Origin of the sequence: Streptomyces sp. 891-h, from assembly GCF_022760275.1 — a bacterium.
In the GTDB taxonomy this organism is placed as follows: domain Bacteria; phylum Actinomycetota; class Actinomycetes; order Streptomycetales; family Streptomycetaceae; genus Streptomyces; species Streptomyces spirodelae.
Window position 1 is genome coordinate 1680936 of record NZ_CP050693.1, and the last position, 24553, is coordinate 1705488.

Annotated in this window: 19 protein-coding genes and 1 pseudogene; 9 read left to right on the top strand and 11 right to left on the bottom strand. The window is 73.0% G+C overall.

Features of this window, described 5'->3' with window-relative positions; genetic code table 11:
- Positions 1-6 precede the first annotated feature (6 nt).
- Positions 7-2409, top strand: coding sequence for a malto-oligosyltrehalose synthase (treY, locus tag HC362_RS07095; RefSeq protein ID WP_243083073.1), 2403 nt, complete (start codon positions 7-9; stop codon positions 2407-2409).
- A gap of 28 nt (positions 2410-2437) precedes the next feature.
- Here the strand turns inward: treY and HC362_RS07100 are convergent, their stop codons facing one another.
- Positions 2438-3322: a LysR family transcriptional regulator gene (locus HC362_RS07100; protein ID WP_279240072.1), complete on the bottom strand. Its 885-nt coding sequence runs from the start codon at positions 3320-3322 to the stop codon at positions 2438-2440.
- Between the two features lie 23 nt (positions 3323-3345).
- The gene (locus tag HC362_RS07105) at positions 3346-4101 is read right to left on the bottom strand and encodes a hypothetical protein (protein ID WP_243083074.1); all 756 of its coding nucleotides are present in this window, start codon (positions 4099-4101) and stop codon (positions 3346-3348) included.
- 134 nt (positions 4102-4235) lie between these two features.
- Here HC362_RS07105 and lpdA point away from each other — a divergent pair, with 134 nt between their 5' ends.
- Both lpdA and treZ read left to right on the top strand, forming a co-directional pair.
- Positions 4236-5666, top strand: a complete 1431-nt coding sequence (gene lpdA, locus HC362_RS07110) for a dihydrolipoyl dehydrogenase (RefSeq protein WP_243083075.1) — start codon at positions 4236-4238, stop codon at positions 5664-5666.
- A gap of 76 nt (positions 5667-5742) precedes the next feature.
- Positions 5743-7503 (top strand): malto-oligosyltrehalose trehalohydrolase, encoded by a 1761-nt coding sequence (treZ, locus tag HC362_RS07115; protein ID WP_243083076.1) that lies wholly within the window; start codon positions 5743-5745, stop codon positions 7501-7503.
- 22 nt (positions 7504-7525) lie between these two features.
- On the opposite strand, the gene HC362_RS07120 is transcribed toward treZ, so the two are convergent.
- The 5 genes from HC362_RS07120 to HC362_RS07140 form a co-directional block, all read right to left on the bottom strand.
- Complete coding sequence (locus HC362_RS07120) at positions 7526-9016, bottom strand: MFS transporter (protein ID WP_243083077.1); 1491 nt, start codon at positions 9014-9016, stop codon at positions 7526-7528.
- Between the two features lie 122 nt (positions 9017-9138).
- Positions 9139-9546 (bottom strand): peptide-methionine (R)-S-oxide reductase MsrB, encoded by a 408-nt coding sequence (gene msrB, locus HC362_RS07125; RefSeq protein WP_243083078.1) that lies wholly within the window; start codon positions 9544-9546, stop codon positions 9139-9141.
- Positions 9547-9578: 32 nt separating this feature from the next.
- Positions 9579-10994, bottom strand: coding sequence for a UDP-N-acetylmuramate--L-alanine ligase (gene murC / locus HC362_RS07130; protein ID WP_243083079.1), 1416 nt, complete (start codon positions 10992-10994; stop codon positions 9579-9581).
- A 220-nt stretch (positions 10995-11214) separates the two neighbouring features.
- On the bottom strand, positions 11215-11685 hold the full coding sequence (locus HC362_RS07135; RefSeq protein ID WP_243083080.1) for an indole-3-glycerol phosphate synthase: 471 nt from the start codon (positions 11683-11685) through the stop codon (positions 11215-11217).
- 106 nt (positions 11686-11791) lie between these two features.
- Positions 11792-12643: a pyrimidine reductase family protein gene (locus tag HC362_RS07140; RefSeq protein WP_243083081.1), complete on the bottom strand. Its 852-nt coding sequence runs from the start codon at positions 12641-12643 to the stop codon at positions 11792-11794.
- A 63-nt stretch (positions 12644-12706) separates the two neighbouring features.
- Between HC362_RS07140 and zapE the strand changes: the two genes are divergently transcribed.
- Both zapE and HC362_RS07150 read left to right on the top strand, forming a co-directional pair.
- On the top strand, positions 12707-13840 hold the full coding sequence (zapE, locus tag HC362_RS07145; protein ID WP_243083082.1) for a cell division protein ZapE: 1134 nt from the start codon (positions 12707-12709) through the stop codon (positions 13838-13840).
- Positions 13841-14002: 162 nt separating this feature from the next.
- Positions 14003-15376, top strand: a complete 1374-nt coding sequence (locus tag HC362_RS07150; protein ID WP_243083083.1) for an alkaline phosphatase PhoX — start codon at positions 14003-14005, stop codon at positions 15374-15376.
- Between the two features lie 41 nt (positions 15377-15417).
- Here the strand turns inward: HC362_RS07150 and HC362_RS07155 are convergent, their stop codons facing one another.
- Positions 15418-16095, bottom strand: a complete 678-nt coding sequence (locus HC362_RS07155; protein WP_243083084.1) for an ABC transporter — start codon at positions 16093-16095, stop codon at positions 15418-15420.
- A 10-nt stretch (positions 16096-16105) separates the two neighbouring features.
- The gene (locus HC362_RS07160) at positions 16106-16963 is read right to left on the bottom strand and encodes an ATP-binding cassette domain-containing protein (protein ID WP_243083085.1); all 858 of its coding nucleotides are present in this window, start codon (positions 16961-16963) and stop codon (positions 16106-16108) included.
- Positions 16964-17009: 46 nt separating this feature from the next.
- Between HC362_RS07160 and HC362_RS07165 the strand changes: the two genes are divergently transcribed.
- The 3 genes and pseudogenes from HC362_RS07165 to HC362_RS07175 all read left to right on the top strand — a co-directional run bounded on the left by HC362_RS07165 (position 17010) and on the right by HC362_RS07175 (position 20871).
- Positions 17010-17714: a peptidyl-tRNA hydrolase gene (locus tag HC362_RS07165; protein WP_243083086.1), complete on the top strand. Its 705-nt coding sequence runs from the start codon at positions 17010-17012 to the stop codon at positions 17712-17714.
- Positions 17715-17856: 142 nt separating this feature from the next.
- Positions 17857-19072 (top strand): annotated as a pseudogene (locus HC362_RS07170) (DUF692 family multinuclear iron-containing protein).
- A 191-nt stretch (positions 19073-19263) separates the two neighbouring features.
- A complete protein-coding gene (locus tag HC362_RS07175) occupies positions 19264-20871 on the top strand; it encodes an alpha/beta hydrolase (protein WP_243083087.1) in 1608 nt (535 codons plus the stop codon).
- 39 nt (positions 20872-20910) lie between these two features.
- Here HC362_RS07175 and hemQ read toward each other — a convergent pair whose 3' ends face one another.
- Entirely contained in the window at positions 20911-21627 is a 717-nt protein-coding gene (hemQ, locus tag HC362_RS07180; protein ID WP_243083088.1) for a hydrogen peroxide-dependent heme synthase, read from the bottom strand.
- Positions 21620-23056 (bottom strand): protoporphyrinogen oxidase, encoded by a 1437-nt coding sequence (gene hemG, locus HC362_RS07185; RefSeq protein ID WP_243083089.1) that lies wholly within the window; start codon positions 23054-23056, stop codon positions 21620-21622. Before hemG ends, hemQ begins: the two co-directional genes overlap by 8 nt.
- Positions 23057-23160: 104 nt before the next feature.
- On the opposite strand from hemG, the gene HC362_RS07190 reads away from it, so the two are divergent.
- The gene (locus HC362_RS07190) at positions 23161-24552 is read left to right on the top strand and encodes an FAD-dependent oxidoreductase (RefSeq protein WP_243083090.1); all 1392 of its coding nucleotides are present in this window, start codon (positions 23161-23163) and stop codon (positions 24550-24552) included.
- The last annotated feature ends 1 nt before the right edge of the window (position 24553 follow it).

Genomic DNA, 24553 nt, shown 5'->3' on the forward strand with positions numbered 1-24553 from the left:
GGTCATATGACATCTGAGGGCATCACACCTGAGGGCACGCTACCGGCGTCGGTACCCACCGCGACCTACCGCCTCCAGCTCCAGCCGGACTTCCCGTTCGCCGCCGCCGAGCACGCCGTCCCCCGACTGGCCCGGCTCGGCGTGTCGCATCTGCACCTCTCCCCCGTCCTGACGGCCGTGCCGGGCTCCACCCATGGCTACGACGTCACCGACCATGGCACCGTACGGAAGGAGCTGGGGGGCGAGGACGGGCTGCGTGCCCTGTCGGCGACCGCACGGGCGCACGGCCTGGGGCTGATCCTGGACATCGTGCCGAACCATATGGCCGTTCCCGCGGATCTGCGGCTGAACCGCCCACTGTGGGAGGTGCTGCGGGACGGGCCCGACTCGCCCAGCGCGCGCTGGTTCGACATCGACTGGGCGGCGGGGGACGGCCGGATACTGCTGCCGGTGCTGGGGGAACGGCTGGACGAGGTGCTGCCCCATATGCGGGTTCAGGACGGCACCCTGCGCTACCACGCCCATGTGCTCCCCCTGCGCGAGGGCTCGGAGGGGCTGCCGCTGCCCGAGCTGTGCGCGGCGCAGCACTACCGTCCGGCCTGGTGGCGGCTGGGCAGGAGCGAGCTCAACTACCGGCGCTTCTTCACCATTTCGGGTCTGATCGCGGTCCGCGTCGAGGACCCGGAGGTGTTCGCAGCGACGCACGGCAAAGTCCTCCAGCTGCTGCGCGAGGGGGTCGCCGACGGGCTGCGCGTCGACCACCCGGACGGACTCGCCGACCCGGGCGGCTACTTGCGGCGGCTGCACCGGGAGAGCGGGGGACGCTGGACCGTGGTGGAGAAGATCCTCGCCGACGGCGAACAGCTCCCCCGCTCCTGGCCGGTGGCGGGGACGACGGGGTACGAGACGCTGCGGCAGGTGGACGGCCTCTTCGTCGACCCCCCAGGGCACGCCGAACTGGCCGACCACTACCGGTCCTTCACCGGTGCGCCGGCGGACCTGGGCGGTGAGTGGGAGCCGACCCGGCGGCGCGCCGCGCACCGCGTCCTGACGCACGATCTGGCGGCCGAGACCGAACGGCTGACCCGTACCGCCGTACGGGCATGTGCCGCCTCCCCCGAGCTGTCGTTGCGCGACCACGCGCCCTGGGCGCTGCGCACCGCGCTGTGCGAGCTGCTGCTGCGGCTGCCGGTGTACCGGCCGTACACGGCGCACGGGGTGACGCCCGCGCCCCGGGACGCCGCGCTGCTGGAAGGGGCAGCCGAGGGCGCCCGTGGGGCGTTCCAGGTGCCGGAGGAGGCCGCGGCGGTGGACACCGTGCTGCGCCTCGCCCTGGGCGACGCTCCCGGTGGCGGCCCGGCCGCGACGGGGTTCCCCGCGCGGTTCGCTCAGCTCTCGTCCGCGCTGCGCGCCAAGTCGGTCGAGGACATGGCCTTCTACCGCTATGTGCCGCTGCTGTCGGCCTGCGAGGTCGGCGGCGAGCCCGCGCTGCCGGCGGTGGCGCCCGCTCGGTTCCACGCGCACTGCTCGCGTACGCAGCGCGACCGGCCCACCTCGGGTACGGCACTGTCCACGCACGACACCAAGCGCAGCGGCGACGCACGCGCCACCCTTGCCGTACTGAGCGAATGCCCCGGGCGGTGGGCAGCGCTGCTGGAGCGAGCGGAGCACTCCGGTGCGCCCGACCGCCACACCGCATGGGTCTACTGGCAGACCGCGCTCGCTCTCGGCGCGTACCCGCCGCCGCCCCGGCGGCTGGTGCCCGCGCTGCTGAAGGCCGTGCGGGAGGCCGGGCTGCGCACCACCTGGACGGAAGGCGACGCGGAGTACGAGGCAGCGGTCGAGCGGTTCGTGACGGCACAGCGCGACAGCGCGGGCGCCCGGGCGCTGGCCGGTTTCGCACAGCACATCGCCCCCGCCGTACGGGCCAATGTGCTGGGCGCCGCACTGCTGCACCTGACGATGCCGGGCGTACCCGACCTCTACCAGGGCACCGAGCGGGTCCACCGCGCGCTGGTGGACCCGGACAACCGCGCTCCGGCGGAACTGGGAGAGCGGCCCGAGGACAGCCCGCTGGACGCGGAGAAGGCACGGCTGACGGCGACGGCGCTGCGGTTGCGCGCGGAGCGTGCTGAGCTGTTCCTCGCCGGGGCCGCATACGAGCCGCTGTACGCGGAGGGCGAGCGGGCCGCGCACTGTGTGGCCTTCGTACGGTCGGGCTCGGTACTGACGGCGGTCACCCGGCTCTCGCTCCGCCTGGAGCAGCACGGCGGCTGGGGCGGTACCCGGCTGGCCCTCCCACCGGGCACCTGGCAGGACGCTCTCGGCGCGCGCGAGCTGACGGGCACCGTGCCGCTGGACCAGCTCTTCGAGGGAGCTCCGGTTGCCCTGCTGACCAGGAAGACATGAGCGCACCCGTCAGAGGCGCCGGTGGCGCTCACCCTTCCCGCAGCACATCCAGAAAGGCCTCCGCCACCCCGCACGGCTGCGACCGGCAAAAAGCAGTCAGCGGGCGGCGCCAGGGCGGGCCGATGTCGACAATCTGCCCGGCGGGCACCAGATCCGGGGTCAGATGCGCCGAGACGAGGCAGATGCCCGCGCCGACGGCCGCCATCCGCGCCGCTGTCGTCGGGTGTTCGACCCGCAGCGCCGTCCGCGGGACGAACCCGGCCCGGCCGCAGACCAGATCGACGAAGGGCGTGCCCTCGATCCGGGGCTCCATCCCGCACCGCACCCAGCCGCGGTCGGCCAGCTCCTCCAGCGCGACCGGTTCACCGTCGGCTCCGGCGCGGTCGCACAGCGGGTCGTCGGGCGGGACGACGAGGACGATCCTCTCCTCGCCGATCTGCCAGCTGGGCCCCGGCCAGTCGTCGGTCCGGTAGCCGACGGCGAGGTCCGCGATGCCGCGTGTCATCCGGTCGCGCAGCTCGTCCTCGGTCGCGTACTCGTGCAGCCGCAGCGTCACCTGCGGATGGAGCCGGCGCATCCTGGCGACGGCTCGCGTCAGTACGCCGACCGCGAGGCCGTGCACGGTGGCGATCTCCAGTTCGCCGCCTCCCGCACCGGCCGCGGCCCGTGCGGCACGGCGCGCCTGTCGGGCACTGCGCACGGCGAGCTCGGCGTCCGGCAGAAAGGCCCGGCCCATCGGCGTCAGCCGCACCCCGCGCGGCAGCCGTTCCAGCAGCGGGCCACCGACCTCCCGCTCCAGGGCCTTGATCTGGTGCGAGAGCGCCGACTGGGTGACGTGCAGGGCCTCGGCGGCGCGGGTGAACGAGGTCTCCTCGACGACCGTGACGAGATACTCCATCTGCCGCAGACTCACAGTCCCGCTCCCCTCGGATCCCGCTACTTTCCGGCCACTTCCCGCAGCCGCTCGACGGCCTCGCGGGTCGCGCGGGACACCAGCGCCTTGTCGTCGCCGTTCCCGACGAACGTGAGGTCGACGACGGAGGAGCCCACCCGCGCCTGGACGGTTCCGAAAGGGGCGCCCATGACCACCAGGCGGCGCCCTACGGACTCGTCACCGGCCTGTGGTGCCGACCAAGGCTGGATGGCGATCTCCACACCGTCCTTGGTGCCGCCCTCGGCGCACTTGCCGGGGGCTTCCCGCATCTGACGCATGGCGCGCCGGGCAGCCTCGTCGTCGCGGTAGCTGACGAGACGCGCGGTGATCTCGCCGTCGGAGGTGTGTTCCAGGCTTCGCTCGACGGCGACCACGGGCAGGCCGATGGACCGGTTGGTACGAGTGAGGAAGGCGCGGCAGCCCGCGCTCTTCCCCTTCATCCCGCGCAGGTTGGTCTTCTCCAGGTCGTCCTTGCCATCGAGGCTCTCCTCGCCCACCGTCCACCCGCCGGACAGATCGTCCGCCTTCAGCAGCGCGCTGCGGGCCTCGGCGACCGACAGCGGCCGCCCGGTCGGCGACGGCGAAGCGGACTCGTCCGGTCCGGTCTTCTCGGAGGCTTCCGCGGTGTCCTTGTCGCTCGGGCCTCCCCCGCCGCCGTCGCCGCCCTCACCGCCGGCACATCCGACAGCGCCGAGCAGCGTCAGGAGACATACCAGCGAACAAGCGAGCTTCTTGCCACGCACCGCGATTCCCCCCATGGCCTGTCTTCGAGAAATGGCCCATCAGTCCACCAGCCAGGCCCAGTCACGAGTGAAGCCCATGAACAGTTCTCATCACAACCATAGAATCATTGCGTTGGACTCATCACCGCACCGGGCGGAGGGTGGGTGTCATGAGTGGCAACACCACGGACGTGATCGTCATCGGCGGCGGAACGGGCGGCTACAGCACGGCACTTCGCGCCGCACATCTCGGGCTCGGGGTCACCCTCGTCGAGCGGGATCTGGTCGGCGGCACCTGTCTGCACCGGGGCTGCGTGCCCAGCAAGGCCATGCTGCACGCGGCCGAACTGGTCGACGGGGTGGCCGAGGCCCGCGAGCGGTGGGGGGTCAAGGCGACGCTCGACAGCGTCGAGTGGAGCGCGCTGGTCGCCACCCGCGACGACATCGTCGCGCGCAACCACAAAGGGGTCGAGGGCCAGCTGTCGGCGGCGGGAGTAACGGTCGTACGGGGCACCGCCGCGCTCGCGGGCCCGCGCACCGTACGCGTCGAGGTGCCCGGCGCCGGGGGCACGCAGCAGTGGACGGCACGGCGCGGTCTCGTACTGGCGACCGGCTCCCGTCCGCGCACCCTGCCGGGTCTCGAACCGGACGGGGAGCACATCGTCACCAGCGACGACGCGCTGTTCGCGCCCGGGCTGCCGCGCAGCGTACTCGTGCTGGGCGGGGGCGCCATCGGCGTCGAGTACGCCTCCTTCCACCGCTCCATGGGGGCCGAGGTCACGCTGGTGGAGGCGGCGGAGGGGTTGCTTCCGCTGGAGGACGCGGACGTCGGCCGCCAGCTGACCCGCGCGCTGAAGAAGCGCGGCATCACCGTGCTGACGGGCGCCCGGCTGCTGGACGCGCAGCGAACCGGCGGACAGGTGCGGGCACGGGTACGGCCGGCGCGCGGGGACGAGACCATGATCACGGCGGAGCGGCTGCTGGTGGCGGTGGGCCGGGTACCCGTCACCGACGGACTCGACCTGGCGGCGGCCGGTGTCGGGACGGATGAGCGTGGCCATGTGCCACCGGCCGACTGGTCCACCCTGGAGACGGCCGCACCGGGTGTGCACGTCGTCGGAGACCTGATCCCGCCGCCCTCCCTCGGCCTGGCGCACGCCTCGTTCGCGGAGGGACTGGTGGTCGCCGAGACGCTGGCCGGGCTCACGCCCCGCCCGGTGGACTACGCCGCCGTCCCGCGGGTGACGTACTCCAGCCCGCAGACGGCCTCGGTCGGCCTCAGCGAGGCGGCGGCCAGGGCCGCCGGGCACGAGGTGGCCGTCAACACGCTGCCGCTGACCGCGACGGCCAAGGGGATGGTGCACGGCCAGGGCGGCATGGTGAAGGTCGTCGCCGAACCGGGCCCGGACGGGCGGGTGCTGGGCGTGCACCTGGTGGGACCGCACGTCTCGGAGATGATCGCCGAGTCCCAGCTGGCCGTCGCCTGGGACGCCTCCCCCTCGGACATCGCCCAGCACGTCCACCCGCACCCGACGCTGAGCGAGGCGGTGGGCGAGACCTTCCTGACCCTGGCGGGACGGGGCCTGCACCAACACGCCTGAGCGCGCAGCCGGTTGCCCGGCACCCGGCGAAGCGCACCGGGTGCCGGGCGGATGGGTGCGGGCAACAATGGTGTGCATGCTGTTCGACGTCTGGGCTCCGACCGCGCGAACCGTCACCCTCCACCTCCCGCCCGCTCCCGGCATCCCGATGACCCACTCGCCCACCCACCGGGGCTGGTGGCAGGCCGAGGCACCGGCAGCGGCCGGCACCCGCTACGGCTTCGCCCTCGACGGCGGCCCCGTACTGCCGGACCCGCGCTCGCGCCGCCAGCCGGACGGGCCCGAGGGGCTGAGCGCCGTCGTCGACCACGACGCGTACACCTGGCGGCACCCGTGGCGCGGACTGCCGCTGCCGGGAGCCGTCCTCTACGAGCTGCACATCGGGACCTTCACCCCCGAGGGCACCTTCGCCGCGGCGGCCGAACGCCTCGGCCACCTGGCCCGGCTGGGCGTCAGCCACATCGAGCTGATGCCCGTCTGCCCGTTTCCCGGCACCCACGGCTGGGGGTACGACGGCGTGGCGCCGTGGGCGGTGCACGAGCCCTACGGCGGGCCAGACGGGCTCAAGGCGTTCGTGGACGCCGCGCACGGACACGGCATCGGGGTCGTCCTCGACGTCGTCCACAACCACCTGGGCCCCTCCGGCAACCAACTGCCCGCCTTCGGGCCGTACTTCACCGACCGCCACCAGACGCCCTGGGGGTCGGCCGTCAACCTGGACGCACCGGGCTCGGACGAGGTGCGCGCCCATCTCATCGGCAGCGCGCTGGCCTTCCTGCGCGACTACCACCTCGACGGGCTCCGGCTGGACGCCGTCCACGCGCTGGCCGACACCCGCGCCGAGCACTTCCTCGCCCAGCTCTCCGAGGCCGTCGACACGCTGGCCGCGCACACCGGGCGCCCCCTCTTCCTGATCGCCGAGTCCGATCTGAACGACCCGCGCACCATCGCCCCGCGCACCGTCAACGGCCACGGGATGCACGCCCAGTGGAACGACGACTTCCACCACGCGCTGCACACCGCGCTGACCGGCGAAGCACACGGCTACTACGCCGACTTCGCCCGCGACCCGCTGGCCGCCCTCGCCAAGACGCTGACCGGTGCCTTCTTCCACGACGGTACGTACTCCAGCTTCCGCGGCCGCGGGCACGGCCTGCCGGTACGCCGTCCCGGCGGCGCCGAGACCCCGGCCCACCGCTTCCTGGCGTACGCGCAGACCCACGACCAGATCGGCAACCGCGCGCTGGGCGACCGGCTGTCCGCGTCCCTGGCGCCAGGACTGCTGGCGTGCGCCGCCGCGCTGGTGCTGCTCGCGCCGGGGACGCCGATGCTGTTCATGGGCGAGGAATGGGGCGCCCGCACACCCTGGCAGTTCTTCACCGACCACCAGGACGCCGCGCTGGCCGAGGCCGTACGGCAGGGGCGGCGGCGGGAGTTCGCACGCCATGGGTGGGACGCCGAGGAGATCCCCGACCCGCAGGATCCGGCCACGCGCGGGCGCTCGTGCCTGGACTGGAGCGAACCGCTGCGCGAGCCGCACGCCCGGCTGCTGGAATGGCACCGCACCTTGTCGGGGATACGCCGCGCCCATCCTGTGCTGGCGCAGCTGCCACTGGGCGAGGCGGATGTCCGCTGGGCGGACGGCGACGACGGCCGTTGGCTGTTGCTGCGCAACGGGCCGCTGTACGTCGCGGTGAACCTCGCGGAGGACCGTACGGCGACGGTGCGGGTGCCCTCCGGGCATGCGGTGTCGCTGCTGGCGGCCTGGGAGCCGGAGACGCGGGAGGTGGACGGTACGGTGCGGCTGCCGCCGCAGTCCGCCGCCGTGCTGCGCTGACAGTCCCGGGGAGGGGGTGCCCCTATTGGCCGTTCGCGGGCTGCGGGTGCGTTGTGGTTGCGCGCGCAGTTCCCCGCGCCCCTGTCGGGGCGCGTCCCTCAGCACTTTTGCGGTTGGACGACGAGGGGAGGAACGCCGCGATCAGCAGGCCCAGTAGCGCGGCGCCGGCCGCGATGAGGAAGGACGTGCGGAAGCCGTCCAGGTTGGGGACCTGGGTGCGGCCGAGCGGGCTGGTCATATGGGCCAGGACGACCCCGACGACCGCACTCGACGTCGACGTGCCGATCGACCGCATCAGAGTGTTCAGCCCGTTGGCCGCGCCGGACTCGGAGGGGTCGACCGCCCCGAGTATCAACGCGGGCATCGCGGAGTAGGCGATGCCGATGCCGACCCCGATCAGCACGGCCAACACCACCGTCTGCCACACGGCGGACATCAACTGGGTGCCCGCCAGGTAGGAGACGGCCAGGATCGTCAGCCCCGTCATCAGCGACACCTTCGGCCCGCGTGCCCGCGACAGCCTGGCCGACAGCGAGGAGACGAGCATCATCGCGATGCCCATCGGAGCCACGCACAGCCCGGAGACGACCATCGACTGGCCGAGCCCGTACCCGGTGGCCGCCGGGAGCTGGAGGAGTTGGGGAAGCACCAGCGTGAGGGCGTAGAAGGCGAGTCCGACCATGATGGAGGCGAGGTTGGTCAGCAGCACCTGGCGGCGCGCCGTCGTACGCAGGTCCACCAGCGGGTCCTCGGTCCGCAGCTCCAGCAGGCCCCAGCCGATGAAGATCACCACGGAGGAGCCGAACAGCCCGAGCACCGTCCCGCTGCCCCATCCCCAGTCGCCGCCCTTGGAGATGGGCAGCAGCAGCGTCACCAGGCCGGCCGTCAGTCCCAGGGTGCCCAGCACGTCGAAGCGGCCGGGGGTACGCAGCGGGGATTCCGGCACCAGGAGCGCGACCAGCGCCATGGCGAGCGCGCCGATGCCCGCGGCGCCGAAGAACAGCACGTGCCAGTCGGTGTACTGGGCGACATAGGCGGCCAGCGGCATGCCCAGCGCGCCGCCCACGCCGAGCGACGAGCTCATGAACGCCATGGCCGAGCCCAGCCGTTCGGGGGGCAGCGCGTCGCGCATGATGCCGATGCCCAGCGGGATGGCGCCCATCGCGAACCCCTGCACGGCCCGCCCGGCCACCATGGGCACCAGCGCGGAGGTGAAGCCGCACACCAGCGAGCCGAGCACCATCAGCCCCAGGCTGAGCAGCACGATGCGCCGCTTTCCGTACAGGTCGCCGAGCCTGCCCATGATGGGTGTGGCGACGGCGCCGGAGAGCAGGGTGGAGGTGATCACCCAGGAGGCGTTGGAGGTCGAGGTGTGCAGCAGTTCCGGGAGTTGGGCGATCACCGGCACGATGAGTGTCTGCATGATGGCGACGGAGATCCCGCCGAAGGCCAGTACAGGGACGATCCACCGGCCGCCCGCTCCGTCTGCCCGCACTTCGTCCCCGGCGCCCACGCGCGGCCCCCCGCTCTCTCGCTGTCCAGCAGTCAACAATCTCTATGCAGCGTACAAATGAACTGCCGGGGGCTGCTCGTCATTCCCTCGGAGGCGGATGGGTCCGCCTCGCTTGGGTCCGCTTACTGCTCCTTGGGCACCAGCTTCAGCGAGATGCTGTTGATGCAGTACCGCTGATCCGTCGGCGTCGGATAGCCCTCGCCCTCGAAGACATGGCCGAGGTGGGAGCCGCAGCGGGCGCAGCGGACCTCGGTGCGGACCATGCCCAGGGAGCGGTCGGTCAGCAGTTCGACGGCGGCGGAGTCGGCCGGGTCGTAGAAGCTGGGCCAGCCGCAGTGCGAGGCGAACTTGGTGTCGGAGCGGAACAGCTCGGCGCCGCAGGCCCGGCACTGGTAGACCCCGGTGGTCTCGGTGTCGGTGTACTCACCGGTGAATGGGCGCTCCGTGCCGGCCTCGCGCAGCACGTGGTACTCCTCGGGCGACAGCTCGGCGCGCCACTGCTCCTCGGGCTTGTCGATCTCGTAGGCCATCTCGGCTCCTCAGCACGTCGTAGGAAGGGTGGTCACTCCGCGAGCCGGGCGAGAATCCTGGGGCCCAGTTCCGTGACGTCACCCGCTCCCATGGTGAGAACGAGATCGCCGGGCTCCGCCATTCCCACGACCGCCTCCACGGCCTCGCCCGGCGTGTCCATGGCCCGTACGGCCGCGCCCGCCGCCTGCGCCGCGTGTGTGATCAGGGCGCTGGTCACGCCCGGGATGGGGTCCTCACGGGCCGGGTAGATCGGCAGCACGACCGAGCCGTCGGCCAGCGCCAGCGCCTCCCCCATCTCCTTGCCCAGCTCCTGGGTGCGGCTGAAGAGGTGCGGCTGGAAGACCACCAGCACCCGGCCGTTGTCGGCGCCGCCCCTGATGGCCTCCAGATCGGCGGTCATCTCGGTGGGGTGGTGGGCGTAGGAGTCGATCACCTGCACACCGCGGGTCAGCCCCTTGAGCTGGAGGCGGCGCTTGACGCCGGTGTACGAGGCGAGGGCCCGGCCCAGATCCCGCGCGGGCACCCCGAGCGCCGCTCCGGCGGCGAGGGCCGCCACCGCGTTGAGGGCGTAGTGGTTGCCGGGGACCGAGACGTCGAAGGTCAGCTCCGCACCGTCGAGGGCCACCGTGACCTCGCTGGTCAGGCCCTTGGGGGTGATCTCGAGGACCCGTACGTCGGCGTCCTCGGCCACCCCGTAGGTACGGATGGTGAGCGCACGGTCGCGCGGAGCGGCGCGCAGCCGACGGGTGAGCTCCCGCGCGCCCTCGTGGTCGGCGGAGATCACCAGGGTGCCGCCGTCCACGATGCGTGCGGCGAACGTCTCGAAGGACGCGTAGATCTCTTCCATGGACGCGTAATTGGCGTGGTGGTCGAGCTCCACGTTGAGGACGATGGCGACCTCGGGCGCGTACTTGTGGAAGCTGCGGTCGCTTTCATCCGCCTCCGCGACGAAGATCTCCCCGGTGCCCTGGTGGGCGTTGGAACCGGGGCCCTCCAGGTCGCCGCCGATCGCGTAGGAGGGGTCCAGGCCCAGGTCGGCCAGGCTGACGGCGAGCATCGAGGTGGTCGTCGTCTTGCCGTGCGTACCGGCGACGGCCAGCGGCCGCAGCCCCTCCATCAGCGCGGCCAGCGCGTCGGCCCTGTGCAGCACGGGCAGCCCGCGCCGGTTGGCCTCGACCAGCTCGGGGTTGTCCTCGCGGATGGCGCTGGAGACGACGACCACGGTCGCGTCCGGCGCCAGATGCGCTTCGGCGTGACCGATGTGGACGGTCACGCCGAAGCCACGCAGCGCGTCGGCTGTCGCCGACTCCCGGGCGTCGCTGCCCGCGACACGGGCACCGCGCACCGCCAGGATCTTCGCGATGCCGGACATCCCCGCGCCACCGATCCCGACGAAGTGCGGCCGCTCCATGGTGGAAGGGAGGGCGGGAGTGGCGGCAGCGGTCATACGGACCTCTCCTGGCTTGCTCGGCGGTTCACGAGGGACAGCGCAAGCCTATGCGGTGCGCCGCCGGGCAGGATGCGAGCCCTCGCCCCCGTGCCGGGAAGCGCCTGCCCCGGGCTGCCCTACCCGGGCTGCGGGTTCGTTGTGGTTGATCGCGCAGTTCCCCGCGCCCCTTCGGGGCGCGCCCCCTCGGCGGCGCAGGCCCCTCGGCGGCGCAGGCCCCTCACTCCTCGTTGTGCGCGAACAGTTTCAGTACCGGGACACCGACCTTGTGCCTCGCGCGGGAGGCCCAGTCGCGGTGGAAGAACTCCTCGACCAGGTGGGGGGCTGTCAGCACGATGACCTCGTCGGCGTGGGTCTGTTCCGCGACCGACTTCAGGACGTCGAGGGGGTGCTCCTCGATGATCTGGCCGACAGCCTCGCAGCCGGCGTCTCTGAGGCGCTTGAGGGACAGCTCCAGAGCCTGTTCGGCGGGGCCCACGGCCTCGCCGCCCTCGGGTTCCCGCGCCTCGCGCACCACCTGGTCCAGCTCGCCGAGCGCCACATCGTCCAGCGCTCGCAGCAGCCGGTCCTGGTCGCCGCGCGGCTGCATCAGGACGACGAACGAGACCGGCTCCTCGCCGTGCAGCGTCGTCACCATTTCCGCGTCGGCGGACACCAGCGGCTTCTCGATCATCAGCACTGTCGTGATCACGACGGGCGCCCCTTCTCCGGTCGAACGGTCGGAAAGAAACCCTGCTGCAGTGTGCCCACGGGTCCTGCGATTGTCAGTCTGCCCAGCGACACGAAAGCGGAACGTCTCATTCCGCGACGTTCCGCAACCGACGGTAACGCGTGAAGAGGAAGCCGTCCTCTTCCAGCACCCCCTCCAGCGTGAACTCGTCCGGGTCTGGCAGCACGGGCCCGTTCATGATGCGCGGCGCCGATCCGGCCACGATCCTCGGAGAGATCGACAGACATAGCTCATCGAGTACCCCCGCGTCGGCGAATTCCCCCAGCAAAGTGGGACCGCCCTCGGTCAACTGGCGCCGCAGCCCCCGCTCGGCGAGCAGGCCAGGCACCCGCGCGGGGTCCGCGGCACCACCCTCACCTGCGAAGATCACCTCCGCGCCGGCCTCCCTCGCCTGCGCCACCCGGTCGGCGGGGGCGCCGCTGCCGGTGAGCAGCAGCGTCGGGACAACGGGCTCGGTGAACAGCGGGGCCGAGAAGTCCAGCTCCAGGCTGGCGCTGACCACGGCGATGGCGGGCACCGGCGGCTGCCCGGCGGCGGCACGCCGGTCCGCGAAGCCGCTGCGCCGCTTGGCGGGCCGGTACCCCTCCTGGCGTACGGTGCGGGCGCCGACGACCACCACGTCGGCGAGCGCCCGCAGCACCCCGAAGATCCACATGTCGGCCTTGGAGGAGAGCGGCTGGGAGCGCCCCCCGTGGTGGATGGCGCCGTCCAGGGAGGCGACCATGTTGGCGCGCAGCCACCGGTCGGCCTCGTCGGCACCCTCGCCGACCGGCGGGTAGGCGTACTCCTCGGCGATCTGAGCGATGCTCCGCTCCGGGTCCGCCGCCTGCGGCATGCGCCCGCGACCGGGGGACGCGGGAGCGTCGGCGGCGTCAGCGGCGGGTACGGGGGCTGTGCTCGATGGGAACAGGCGTCGCATGCGCGCAGTGTGGCACGGCGCACGCCCGGCGGGCGGCACGTGCGCGGGGGCGGGCCGACTAGCATGACAATCGTGTCAACGACCGAAGCGCACATATCCGAGACCGGCTCCGAGGCCTCCGGCGGCCCCGGCGACGCACCCGTCGCCCTCACCGCACGCGAGCCGCACGTCCCGGCCGACCAGTTGGTGGCCGAGATGGTGCCGCCTCCGCGCTTCGACGGTGTGCGTTTCGCCACCTACATACCCGACCCCGCACAGCCCAGCCAGACCGAGGCGGTAGGGGCGCTCAGCGCGTTCGCGGACCGCCTCGGCGGCGCCTCGCGGAGCGCGGACGGCGGCGGGCCCAGGCGCTGGTTCCGCCGGGTACCGAAGCAGGCGGCGCCCGCCGGCCCCCGCGGGGTGTATCTGGACGGCGGCTACGGCGTCGGCAAGACGCATCTGCTCGCCTCCCTGTGGCACGCGGCGCCGGCCGCGCCCGGGCGCAAGGCGTTCGGCACCTTCGTGGAGCTGACGAACCTGGTGGGCGCACTGGGCTTTCAGCAGACCGTGCGGACCCTCGGCGACCACCAGCTGCTGTGCATCGACGAGTTCGAGCTGGACGACCCGGGCGACACGGTGCTCGTCTCCAGCCTGCTGGCCAAGCTGGTGGAGAACGGCGTGGCGCTCGCGGCGACCTCGAACACCCTGCCGGGCAAGCTGGGTGAGGGGCGGTTCGCCGCCGCCGACTTCCTCCGGGAGATCCAGGGCCTGTCCGCGCACTTCCGCACCCTGCGCATCGACGGTGAGGACTACCGCCACCGCGGGCTGCCCGAGGCACCCGAGCCGTACGCCGCCGAGGAGGTCACCCGGGCCGCGCACCGGATACCCGGCGCCTCGCTGGACGACTTCCCCGCCCTGCTGGGCCACCTCTCACGCGTCCACCCCAGCCGCTACGGCGCGCTGGTGCGGGGTGTGCGGGCGGTCTGCCTGACGGGGCTGACGCCGGTCCCCGACCAGTCGACCGCGCTGCGCCTGGTGGTGCTCGCCGACCGGCTCTACGACCGCGAGGTGCCGGTACTGGCCTCGGGCGTGCCCTTCGACCAACTGTTCAGCGAGGACATGCTCAAGGGCGGGTACCGCAAGAAGTACTTCCGGGCCATCTCCCGGCTGACCGCGCTCGCCAGGGACGGCGGCGCGCTGGTCGGCGCCGACGGCTGACCCGGCCCGGCTCGCCGGGGACACCGCCGACCCCGCCGACACCGCCGAGTGCATGGTCGGTGGGGCCGAGTTCATGTCGGTTGCGTCCTGAGCGGTGTGCGCACGCTGGTGCGCATGGTAAACACGCTGGGTCACCTGTCCGCCAACAGGGGAGAGTGCCCGATGCCCACGAGCCGACGTCAACTGCTGGCAAGAACCGGAGCCGCCGGGGCGGCAGTCGCCTTCAGCGGCGCGCTCTCGGAATTGTTCACAGGAACCGCCGCGGCCCAGTCCACCGGCGGCAGCGCGGGCTACGGCCCGCTCGTCCCCGACCCCGACGGGCTGCTCGACCTGCCCAAGGGCTTCCACTACAAGGTGCTCTCCCGCGAGGGCGATCCGCTCCGCTCCGGCGAGGGCAAGGTGCCCAGCAACTGCGACGGCATGGCCGCCTTCGCCGGTGCCCGCCGGGGCCGCACCTGGCTGGTCCGCAACCACGAGAACCGGATGAACGCGCGGGTGTCCGTCCCCACGGTCGAGGGGCTGACCTACGACCCCGCGGCCAAGGGCGGCTGCACCGTCCTGGAAGTGGACCGCGACGGTGACGTGTTGACCGAACGCGTCGGCATCGCGGGCACCTCCACCAACTGCGCGGGCGGGCCGAGCCTCTGGGACACCTGGCTGACCTGTGAGGAAACCGAGCTGCGCGCCGGCGAGGACGGCTACACCAAGGACCACGGCTTCATCTTCGAAGTCGGCTTCGACCGCCGCAGGCCCACCTCCGTCGAGCCGCTCAAGGCGATGGGCCGCTTCCAGCACGAGGCGGTCGCCTTCGATCCGCGTACCGGCGTCGTCTACGAGACCGAGGACGCCTTCGACAAGCCCTTCGGGCTCTTCTACCGCTTCCTGCCCAAGAAGCCCAAGGGCGGTTACGGTTCGCTGCACGCGGGCGGCACGCTGGAGGCCATGCGGGTGCCGGGCGTACCGGACCTCTCGGCCGTCACCGAGACGGGCACCTCCTTCGACGGCGTCGAATGGGTCGAGGTCCCCGACCCGCTCGCCAAGGAGACCCCCATCCGTCTCCAGGACTTCGGCAAGGGCGGCATCACCCACGCGCAGAAGCTGGAGGGCTGCTACTGGGGCGGCTCCTGCGTCTACTTCGTCTCCAGCTACGCGCGCAGCTCGGAGGGCTCGCAGGGTGACCACTTCGGCCAGGTGTGGCGCTACGATCCGCGGTGCCACCGCCTCACCCTGGTCGTCGTCTTCGGACCCGACACCGATGTGCAACTGCCCGGCGAGGAGCCCGACAACATCTGCCTCGCCCCCGGCGGCGGACTGATGGTGTGCGAGGACGGCGCGGGCGCCCAGCACGTCTTCGGCCTCACCCGGCGCGGCACCGTCTACCCGATGGCGCGGGGCGCCCAGAACATCGGCACCCCCGAGGAACCCGAGTGGGGCGAGTTCGCGGGCGTGACCTTCTCCCCCGACGGCCGCACCATGTACGTCAACTGCTACACGCCGGGCACCACGTTCGCAGTCACGGGCCCCTGGAAACACTGAGACCGCACGCCTGAGGGGGCGCCCCGAAGGGGGGCGCCCCCTCATCCGCGGCGGGCAGCCGCAATGCACGCCGTAAGCGCGGCGAAGCCCGCAGCCACGACCGCGGCGAGCAACGCGAGCCAAGGCACCTGCACCTCGCCCCGTGCGGAGCCGTGCACCAGCCCGGTGACCGCCGCGTTGGCGGGAGAGGCGCCCAACGCGAGCGCTGCGACGCTCCCCAGCAGGGTGGCGCAGACCGCGTAGCCCCGCGAGCGGATCAACGGCCGGTTGCCCAGGGCCCCCACCGCGGCCCCCGTCAGTACACAGGCCAGCACCCCGCACAGGCCGGCGGCCACGGCGGGCAGCAGCGGCACGGCCGCGGAGCCGTCGGTGCTCCGCGGCGCGCTCAGCCAGGCCACAGCTCCCGCACCCGCGCACCCGAACAGCAGTGCCATGACCGCCCCGGCGGCGACGCCCGCGAGATGCACGCGCCAGGCTCCGGCCGCAGCGGCGGCGCAGTGTCTGGCAGCGGTGGGCTCGGCCGTCACACAGCCGCGTACCAGCCACGCGGCGACGGGCAGCAGCGCCGCGGCGGCGAGCCCGAGCGAGTCCAGCACCGGCTGCCCGGCGCGGACACCGACGGCCAGCAGTCCCACGTACAGCAGCAGCGGCGCGAGCCACCGCTGGGAGCGCACCAGCAGGGCCAGCTGGTAGCGGGTCAGTGCGAGCGTGGCCTTCATCGTGTCGCCCTCATACGGAGTCCCCTTCCCGCTCCCCGAGCGGTCGTACGGAACGGATGTGCCAGCCCGGCCGGGCCGCCAGCAGGGCCCGCAGCGCCGCGTCGGAGTCGGCGTCCGGCACCGTCAGCGCCAGCTCGCCATCCGGCGCGAGCCGCCGCCGCGCGCTTCCCGGCAGGCCCTCGGGCGCCCCGGCGCCGGGCGCCCCCAGCGCTTCGATGCGCGTCATCGCGGGCCGCCGCGCGCCTTCCACCGGCTCGGCCGCGGTGACCAGGCCCCCGGGCGCGACCCGCACGGTGAGGTCCGGGGCACCGGCGAGCCGGGCCGGGTCGTGATCGACGAAGGCCACGGTGGCACCGGCGGCCACCCGCCCGCGTACCACGGTGTCGAGCACCGTACGGGCGCGCTGGTCGAGGCCGGTCCAGGCCTCGTCGAGCACCAGCAGCCCAGGGCTGCCGACGAGGGCCTGTGCGACGGCGACTTTCTGTGCGCTGCCCTTGGACAGCTCCCGCATCCTGGTCGCGGCGTACTGCCCGGCGCCGAACCGCTCCAGCCAGGCGGCGCCCTCCTCGGCTGCCGCGCGCTTGCCGAGTCCGCGCACGCGGCCGAGGTGGGTGAGGTAGCCGAGCGCTGTCAACGGGAGTGCGGCGGGGAAGCGTTCGGGAACGTAGCCGCGGGTGCGCGGGCGTGCGCGCACCCGCCCCGCACTGGGCGCGTCGATCCCCGCCATCAGCCGCAGCAGGGTGGACTTGCCGGTTCCGTTGCCGCCTTCCACGCGCAGCAGGGTGCCCGCGCGCAGGTCGAGGTTCACCCCGCGCAGCACCCAGGGGCCGCCCGCACGGTAGCGGCGGCCCACGTTCTCCAGCCTCATGGGCCCGATCCTAGGAGCGGCACCGGCCGCTGGCAGACTGAACGGTGTGACCGTCTCCGAATCCGCAGCACCGCACCCCGCCGAACCCGACAGGTTCGTCCTGCCCCTCGTCGTCCGTATCGAGCGCACGGCACCGCCGGCGCGTACGGACGCCCTGGAGACAGCGGCCCGCGCGGTGCTCACGCTGCTGGCCGACCCGCGTACGGCCGAGGAGACCGGCGAGTGGCACAAGCGGGTGCGGCTGTGGGAGGAGCGGCAGATCCGCAAGGTGGTACGCCGGGCCCGCGGTGCTGAGTGGCGGCGCACCGAGCCGCTGGAGGGCATCACCGTGTCGGGGCGTACGGCCCAGGTGCGGGTCTTCCCGCCGGTTCCGCTGGACGGCTGGCCCAAGGAGCTGGCGCGGCTCCAGGTGTCGGGTACCGAGCTGGACGATCCTCAGCCGCCGGCCGCGCCCGCCGCCGGTACGCCGGTGCTGTGGCTCAATCCGGAGGTGGAGATGTCGGCGGGCAAGGCCATGGCCCAGGCCGGCCATGCCGCGCAGCTCGCCTGGTGGCAGCTGGACGCCGCCGCGCGAACCGAGTGGGGCGCGGCGGGCTTTCCCCTGGCGGTGCGCCCGGCACACGGGCCCGCGCACTGGGCGGAGTTGACCGGCGGCGGGCTCCCGGTGGTCAGGGACGCCGGGTTCACCGAGGTCGCGCCCGGCTCGTGCACCGTCGTCGCGGAGCACCCGGCGCTGCGGCCCGCGGGCTGACCCTGGTCACGCCGAAGGCCGCGCACGAAGCTCGGTCCGGTCCGCCCGAAGCTCAAGTTCAGCTCTGAACAGCCGTGCTCCGCGCATGAACCGGTGCTCGCGGAGCAGGAGTCCTGACGCAGCCACGGGGGAGGAGCGGGCCATGGAGAGGCTGGGCACCGGGATCGGCTGGCGTCCCGAGATCGCGGACGGCATCGAGGCGCTGCCGGGTATCGACTGGGTCGAGGTCGTCGCCGAGAACGTGTGTCCGGGCCATCTGCCCGACTCGCTGCTGCGGCTGCGGAAGCGCGGCACCGTGGTGGTGCCGCACGGAGTGACGCTCGGCCTCGGGGGCGCCGAGCGCCCCTGCCCCGAGCGGCTGGCCGCACTCGCCGCGTGCGCCGAGGCGCTGGACGCTCCACTGGTGACCGAGCACATCGCGTTCGTCAGAGCCGGCGGCGGCAGCACGGGCCTCCCCCGGATGGAGGCCGGTCACCTGCTGCCGGTGCCCCGCACCCGGGACGCGCTGGACGTGCTGTGCGAGAACATCCGTATCGCGCAGGAGGCGCTGCCGGTGCCGCTGGCCGTGGAGAACATCGCAGCACTCGTCAGCTGGCCCCACGAGGAGCTGACCGAGGGCGAGTTCCTGGCCGAGCTGGTCGAGCGCACCGGCGTCGGCCTGCTGATCGACGTCGCCAACCTGCACACCAATCGGGTGAACCGCGGCGAGGACCCGGTGGCCGCGCTGGACCGGCTGCCGCTGGAGGCACTCGGCTACGTCCATGTGGCGGGCGGTGTCGAACGCGGCGGCGTCTGGCACGACAGCCATGGGCACCCGGTGACCGGACCCGTGCTGGACGTCCTGGCGGAGCTGTGCGCCAGGACGGTACCGCCCGGGGTGCTGCTGGAGCGGGACGAGAACTTCCCTCCGGTGGCGGAGCTGGCAGCGGAGCTGGACCGGATCCGCGCTGTGGCCGAGGCCGCGGCCGACGCCGCGCGGCAGGGGGCCACCGGTGTCCGATGACGCGCGGGCCCGGCTGAGCCGTGACCAGGCGGCGCTGCTGTCGGCGCTGGTCGCCGGCGCGCCCGCGCCGCCCGGCTTCGACCGGCAGAGGCTGGAGATCCAGGCCAGGGCGCTGCGGGCCAAGCGCGCCGACATCGTCGCGAAGGTGGCGCCTCAGCTGCCGGAGCTCCTCGGCGAGGAGGAGTACCGCGCCCTGTTCGCCGCGTACGCGACAGGGCGGCCCATGACGGCCAACTACCGCTGGGACGCACTGCACTTCGCCGCGTACGCACTCGAGGAGGCCCGGCTCCCCCGGCGCTCGCGCAGGGAGCTCAAGCGCTGGTACAAGCACCGCGCGGGCCCGCGGCCACGCTGATATCAGCCCCGCCGACGGTGGCCTCCGGCGCCGGCCCCCACCCTCGCCCGGATCGCCCCGATCGGGCGGTGTTCCGCGACACCGGTAGGTGATCCTTTACATCTGCGTATGAGCCGCTGAGCATCAAATATGAGCGGCGGTGCCCTGGGGCATGGCTGACGGAGCGACAGCGACACACAGCGGGAGCCTCAGTGCGCGCAGCAGCGATCCCCTCGACAGTCGGTGCCCTGGCCCTCACCCTGGCGCCCGCCTCCATGGCGGCCGACCGCGGCGCCTGGCCGCCGTCCGGGCGCGTACCGGAGTCGGCCGGTGTCAAGGCTGCGGCCGCCGACGCGGTGGATCGCGGCATCGAGTGGGGGCACTGCCCCCCGGCCGAGCGGCTGCCCAGCTTCATCGAGTGCGGCACCGTCTCGGTCCCGGTCGACTACGCCCGGCCGGACGGCGAGCAGATCCACCTCACCGTCAGCAGGGCCCGGGCCACCGGCGGCAGCGACCAGCACCTGGGTGCGCTCGTCTACAACCCGGGCGGCCCTGGGGGCAGCGCCATGAAGTTCCCCCTCTACTCGAAGCTCGGCGGCCTGTGGAAGCGCCTGAACGCGAGCTACGACTTCATCGGCTACGCGCCACGAGGCGTCGGCCGCTCCGACCCGCTCTCCTGCCAGGACCCCGCGGAGTTCCTCAAGGGCCCCAACCACTCCCCCGAGCGCCCCGGCCCGGAGTTCAAGCAGGCCATGAAGCGGAAGGCCGCGGCCTACGCCGCCGGCTGCGCCAAGGCCCAGCCCGACCGGCTGCGGCACTACACCACGCCGAACAACGCCCGCGACCTGGACGTACTGCGCGCGGCCCTGGGGCAGCGCAAACTCAACTACCTCGGGGTCTCCTACGGCACCTACATCGGCTCCGTCTACGCCACGCTCTTCCCCGGCCACGTCCGCCGCCTGGTGCTCGACAGCGTGGTCGACCCTTCGCCGGACAGCGTCTGGTACCAGGCCAACCTCGACCAGAACCGCGCCTTCGAGCGGCGCTGGACGGACTGGAAGAGCTGGGTCGCCCGGCACCACGACACCTACCACCTGGGACACACGGCCCAGGAGGTGCAGCGCTCCTTCGACGCGGTGCGGGCGGCCGTCGACCGGCGGCCCGCGGGCGGCACGGTCGGCTCCAAGGAACTGATCGCCACCTATCTGGACACCGGATACGCGGACGTCACCTGGGCCCCGTACGCACAGGCCCTCTCCGACTTCCGCGACGGCGACCCGGAACCGCTGGTGAAGCTGGCCGCGCCCAAGATGGAGAAGGCGCAGAGCGAGGAGAACGGCAACGCCGTCTACAACGCGGTCGAGTGCCAGGACGCGCCCTGGCCGCGCGACTGGGAGCGCTGGGAGAGGGACAACTCCGCGACGGCTGCCGTGGCACCGTTCAACACCTGGGAGAACGCCTGGATGAACCTGCCGTGCGCCTACTGGAAGACGCAGCCGGACAAGCCGCTGGACGTCGGCGCCGACGCGGGTGAGCTCCCTGACGTACTGCTGGTGGCCGCCACCCGCGACGCGGCCACGCCGTACAACGGCGCGTTGGAGACCCAGCGCCGGCTGGCCGGGTCCGCCCTGGTGACCGAGCGCGGCGCCGGCAACCACGGGGTCAGCGGCGGCAACCCCTGCGTGGACGCCCACATCGAGCGGTACCTCCTCGACGGCAAGACGCCGGGCACCCACGCGGAGTGCGCGGCGCGGCCCGAGCCGAAGCCGGGCGCCCGGCAACGTGCGCTGCCGGGCGCCGGTGTGGGAGTGCTCCGCTAGTGGGGCCGGGAAGAGGTGCCCTGTCCGGAAGGGTCCTGGCTACGCGAGCCCCGCGACCAGTTCGCGCAGCGCCTTGCGGCGGCCCGTGAAGAAGGGGATCTCCTCCCGCACATGCCTGCGCGCTTCCGAACCGCGCAGGTGCCGCATCAGGTCGACGATGCGGTACAGCTCGTCGGCCTCGAAGGCGAGAATCCACTCGTAGTCGCCCAGCGAGAAGGCCGGCACGGTGTTGGCCCGGACATCCGGGAAGCCGCGGGCCATCTTGCCGTGGTCGGCGAGCATCCGGCGGCGGTCCTCGTCGGGCAGCAGGTACCACTCATAGCTGCGCACGAAGGGGTAGACGCTCACATAGGCGCGCGGCTCCTCGTCGGCGAGGAAGGCCGGGATGTGCGACTTGTTGAACTCGGCGGGGCGGTGCAGCGCCATGTTCGACCAGACGGGCTCCAGCGCGCGGCCCAGCCCGGTGCGGCGGAAGCGGTTGTAGGCGTCCTGGAGCGCGTCGGAGTCCTCCGAGTGCCACCAGATCATCAGGTCGGCGTCGGCCCGCAGCCCGGAGACGTCGTACGTACCGCGGACGACCACGTCCTTGGCGGCGAGCTGGCCGAACAGCTCCTCCACCTCGTCCGCGTACCCGGCGCGGTCCTCGGGGAGTACGTCGCGCAGCCGGAAGACCGACCAGAGGGTGTAGCGGATGACCTCGTTGAGGTCCTTGGCCTTCTTGCCCGCGTTGGGCGACTTCTGCGGTGCCTCACTCATGGCGTGTCTTCTCACCGTTCTCGTTGACCGACTCAGCCGATGCGGCTGCTTGCAGTACGTGCCGGGCCGCTCGCCGGCCGTCGGCCACGCAGGCGGGAATCCCCACGCCCCCGTAGACGGCGCCGGCCACGGCGAGGCCCGGCAGCGCGTCTGTGGCCGCCCGTACGGCGGCCACGCGCTCGAGGTGTCCGACCGGGTACTGCGGCAGTCCGCTGTCCCAGCGGGAGACAAGGGTGTCGACGGGGCGCGCGTCCAGCCCGGTGGCTGCGCGCAGGTCGCGCAGCGACAGCTCCACCAGTTCGGCGTCGTCCCGCTGGAGCAGGTGTTCCTCGCCGTAGCGGCCCAGCGAGGTGCGCAGCACGAACAGGGAGGGGTCCTGTTCGGCGACCCAGCTCCACTTGTGCGCGGAGAAGGTGGCGGCCTTGATGGCGCGGCCGTCCACGGGCGGCACCAGGAAGCCGCTGCCGTCCGGTACGCGGTCCGCCTCGGACCTGCGGAAGGCAAGGGTGACCAGGGCCATCGAGGCGTACTCGACCGCGTCGAGCGCCGTGGCCGCCGCGGGCACGTGCGGTGCCAGCAGCCTGGCCGCGGCCGGTGCGGGGATGGCCAGTACGACGGCGTCGGCGTTCAGCACCTCGGAGTCGGTCACGGCCAGCCAGCCGGGTCCGCCGTCGGTGGTCGTACGACGCAGCTCGCGCACCGGAGTGTTCAGCCGGATGTCGGCGCCCTTGGCGGCGCAGGCGTCGGCCACGGCCTGGGGCAGCCGTCCGACGCCGCCCTCGATGCCCATGAAGACCGGCCCCGCGGGTGCGGGCGTGGCGGCGGCGCGGTCCTGCACGGCGCGTACCGCGGCCAGCAGGGAGCGCTCGCCGCGCGCCGCCTCGTACAGCTGCGGGACGGCGGCGCGCATCGAGATGCGGTACGCGTCACCGGCGTACACCCCGCCCAGCAGGGGTTCCACCAGCCGGTCGACGACCTCCCGGCCGAGCCGCTCGGCGACATAGCTGCCCACGGCCGCGTCGGCGCCGAGCTCGGTGCGCGGCAGCCGCCCGTCCTCGCTGATCCGGGCCAGCCCCTCGGGTGAGAGCACCCCGCTGACCGCGCTCGGATCGCCGGGTACGCCCATGAGATGTCCCTTGGGCATGGGCCGTACGGCGCCGCGCGTCCAGATCGCGCCCCCGGCGACGGACGGCGGCTGGAGCTGCTCGCCCAGACCCACGGCGCGCGCCAGCTCCACCGCCTCGGGGCGGCGGGCCAGCATGGACTCGGCGCCCAGGTCGACGGCGGCCGTTCCGGCGATGCTGCCCACACGCAGCTTGCCGCCGAGCCGGGTGTCGGCCTCGGCGAGGGTCACCCGCGCGCCGGACGCCAGCAGTTGGTGCGCGGCGGCCAGCCCGGAGATACCGCCCCCGATGACAAGTACGTGCATACGGGCAAGTCTCGCAGAACGGTATCCGGCGCATAGCGTGGGCCCTGTCAGTGACAGCGGGTCCGGTGGGCGGCGCGGCCCGCACGGCGAAAGGAGCGTCCGCGATGGCGGCAGCGGAGCGGATGGTGGTCATCGGCGGGGATGCGACGGGCATGTCGGCCGCCGCGCAGGCACGCCGGCTCAAGGGCCCGGGAGAGCTGGAGATCGTGGCCTTCGAGCGGGGCCGCTTCTCCTCGTACTCGGCCTGCGGCATCCCCTACTGGGTGGGCGGTCAGGTCGCCGAGCGGGACAGTCTCGTCGCCCGCTCGCCCGAGGAGCACCGCTCACGCGGCATCGATCTGCGGATGCGTACCGAGGCGGTCGAGCTCGATGTGGCCGGCCAGCGGGTCCGGGTGAGGGAGCAGGAGGGCGCCGAGCGCTGGGTGGGCTACGACCAGCTGGTGCTGGCCACCGGCGCCGTCCCGGTACGCCCGCCGCTGCCGGGCATCGACGCGGAGGGCGTGTACGGGGTGCAGACGCTGGACGACGGTCAGCGGCTGCTGGACGCGTTGGAGGGGAGGGTGGAGTCCGGCGGCGACTCCCCGCGCAGGGCGGTCGTCGTCGGCGCCGGTTACATCGGCGTGGAGATGGCCGAGGCGTTCGTGCGGCGCGGCTACCAGGTGACGGTGCTGGAGAAGGCCGAGCAGCCGATGTCCACCCTCGACCCGGACATGGGCAAGCTGGTGCACGAGGCGATGTGCTCGATGGACATCGAGACGGTGCTGGGCGCCGCCGTCACCGAGGTCCGTACCGACGAGCGGGGACGCGCGTGCGCGGTCGCCACCCAGGACGCCGAGTACCCGGCCGACGTCGTCGTACTGGGGCTGGGCGTGCGGCCGGCGACCGAGCCGGCGCGCGAGGCGGGATTGCCGCTGGGCGAGTCGGGCGGGCTGCTGACGGATCTGGCGATGCGGGTGCGCGGCCAGGAGAACATCTGGGCGGGCGGCGACTGCGTGGAGGTCCTCAACCTCGTCTCAGGGCGTGCCCAGCACGTGCCGCTGGGCACGCACGCCAACAAGCACGGCCAGGTCATCGGCGCCAACATCGGCGGCGGCTACGCCACCTTCCCCGGCGTGGTCGGCACGGCGGTCAGCAAGGTGTGCGACCTGGAGATCGCCAGGACGGGTCTGCTGGAGGCGCAGGCCGCCGCCGTCGGGCTCCGCTTCACCAGCGTGGTGATCGAGTCGACGACCCGGGCCGGGTACTACCCGGGCACCCGGCCGATCCACGTCAAGATGCTCGCCGAACTCCGCTCGGGGCGGCTGCTCGGCGTCCAGATCGTCGGCCGTGAGAACGCGGGGAAGCGGGTGGACATCGCCGCGGTCGCCCTGCACGCGGGTATGACGGTGGAGCAGATGACCTCTCTGGACCTGGGCTACGCCCCGCCGTTCAGCCCGGTGTGGGACCCGGTGCTCGTTGCGGCCCGCAAGGCGGCCGCCGCCGTCCGGGAGAGCTGAC

What these genes read in the sequence shown, in the direction of transcription:
- treY (WP_243083073.1), top strand. Translation starts at nt 7, where the DNA reads ATGACATCTGAGGGCATCACACCTGAGGGCACGCTACCGGCGTCGGTA.
- HC362_RS07105 (WP_243083074.1), bottom strand. Translation starts at nt 4,101, where the DNA reads ATGGGGGGAATCGCGGTGCGTGGCAAGAAGCTCGCTTGTTCGCTGGTA.
- lpdA (WP_243083075.1), top strand. Translation starts at nt 4,236, where the DNA reads ATGAGTGGCAACACCACGGACGTGATCGTCATCGGCGGCGGAACGGGC.
- treZ (WP_243083076.1), top strand. Translation starts at nt 5,743, where the DNA reads ATGCTGTTCGACGTCTGGGCTCCGACCGCGCGAACCGTCACCCTCCAC.
- msrB (WP_243083078.1), bottom strand. Translation starts at nt 9,546, where the DNA reads ATGGCCTACGAGATCGACAAGCCCGAGGAGCAGTGGCGCGCCGAGCTG.
- murC (WP_243083079.1), bottom strand. Translation starts at nt 10,994, where the DNA reads ATGACCGCTGCCGCCACTCCCGCCCTCCCTTCCACCATGGAGCGGCCG.
- HC362_RS07140 (WP_243083081.1), bottom strand. Translation starts at nt 12,643, where the DNA reads ATGCGACGCCTGTTCCCATCGAGCACAGCCCCCGTACCCGCCGCTGAC.
- zapE (WP_243083082.1), top strand. Translation starts at nt 12,707, where the DNA reads ATGACAATCGTGTCAACGACCGAAGCGCACATATCCGAGACCGGCTCC.
- HC362_RS07150 (WP_243083083.1), top strand. Translation starts at nt 14,003, where the DNA reads ATGCCCACGAGCCGACGTCAACTGCTGGCAAGAACCGGAGCCGCCGGG.
- HC362_RS07155 (WP_243083084.1), bottom strand. Translation starts at nt 16,095, where the DNA reads ATGAAGGCCACGCTCGCACTGACCCGCTACCAGCTGGCCCTGCTGGTG.
- HC362_RS07160 (WP_243083085.1), bottom strand. Translation starts at nt 16,963, where the DNA reads ATGAGGCTGGAGAACGTGGGCCGCCGCTACCGTGCGGGCGGCCCCTGG.
- hemQ (WP_243083088.1), bottom strand. Translation starts at nt 21,627, where the DNA reads ATGAGTGAGGCACCGCAGAAGTCGCCCAACGCGGGCAAGAAGGCCAAG.
- hemG (WP_243083089.1), bottom strand. Translation starts at nt 23,056, where the DNA reads ATGCACGTACTTGTCATCGGGGGCGGTATCTCCGGGCTGGCCGCCGCG.
- HC362_RS07190 (WP_243083090.1), top strand. Translation starts at nt 23,161, where the DNA reads ATGGCGGCAGCGGAGCGGATGGTGGTCATCGGCGGGGATGCGACGGGC.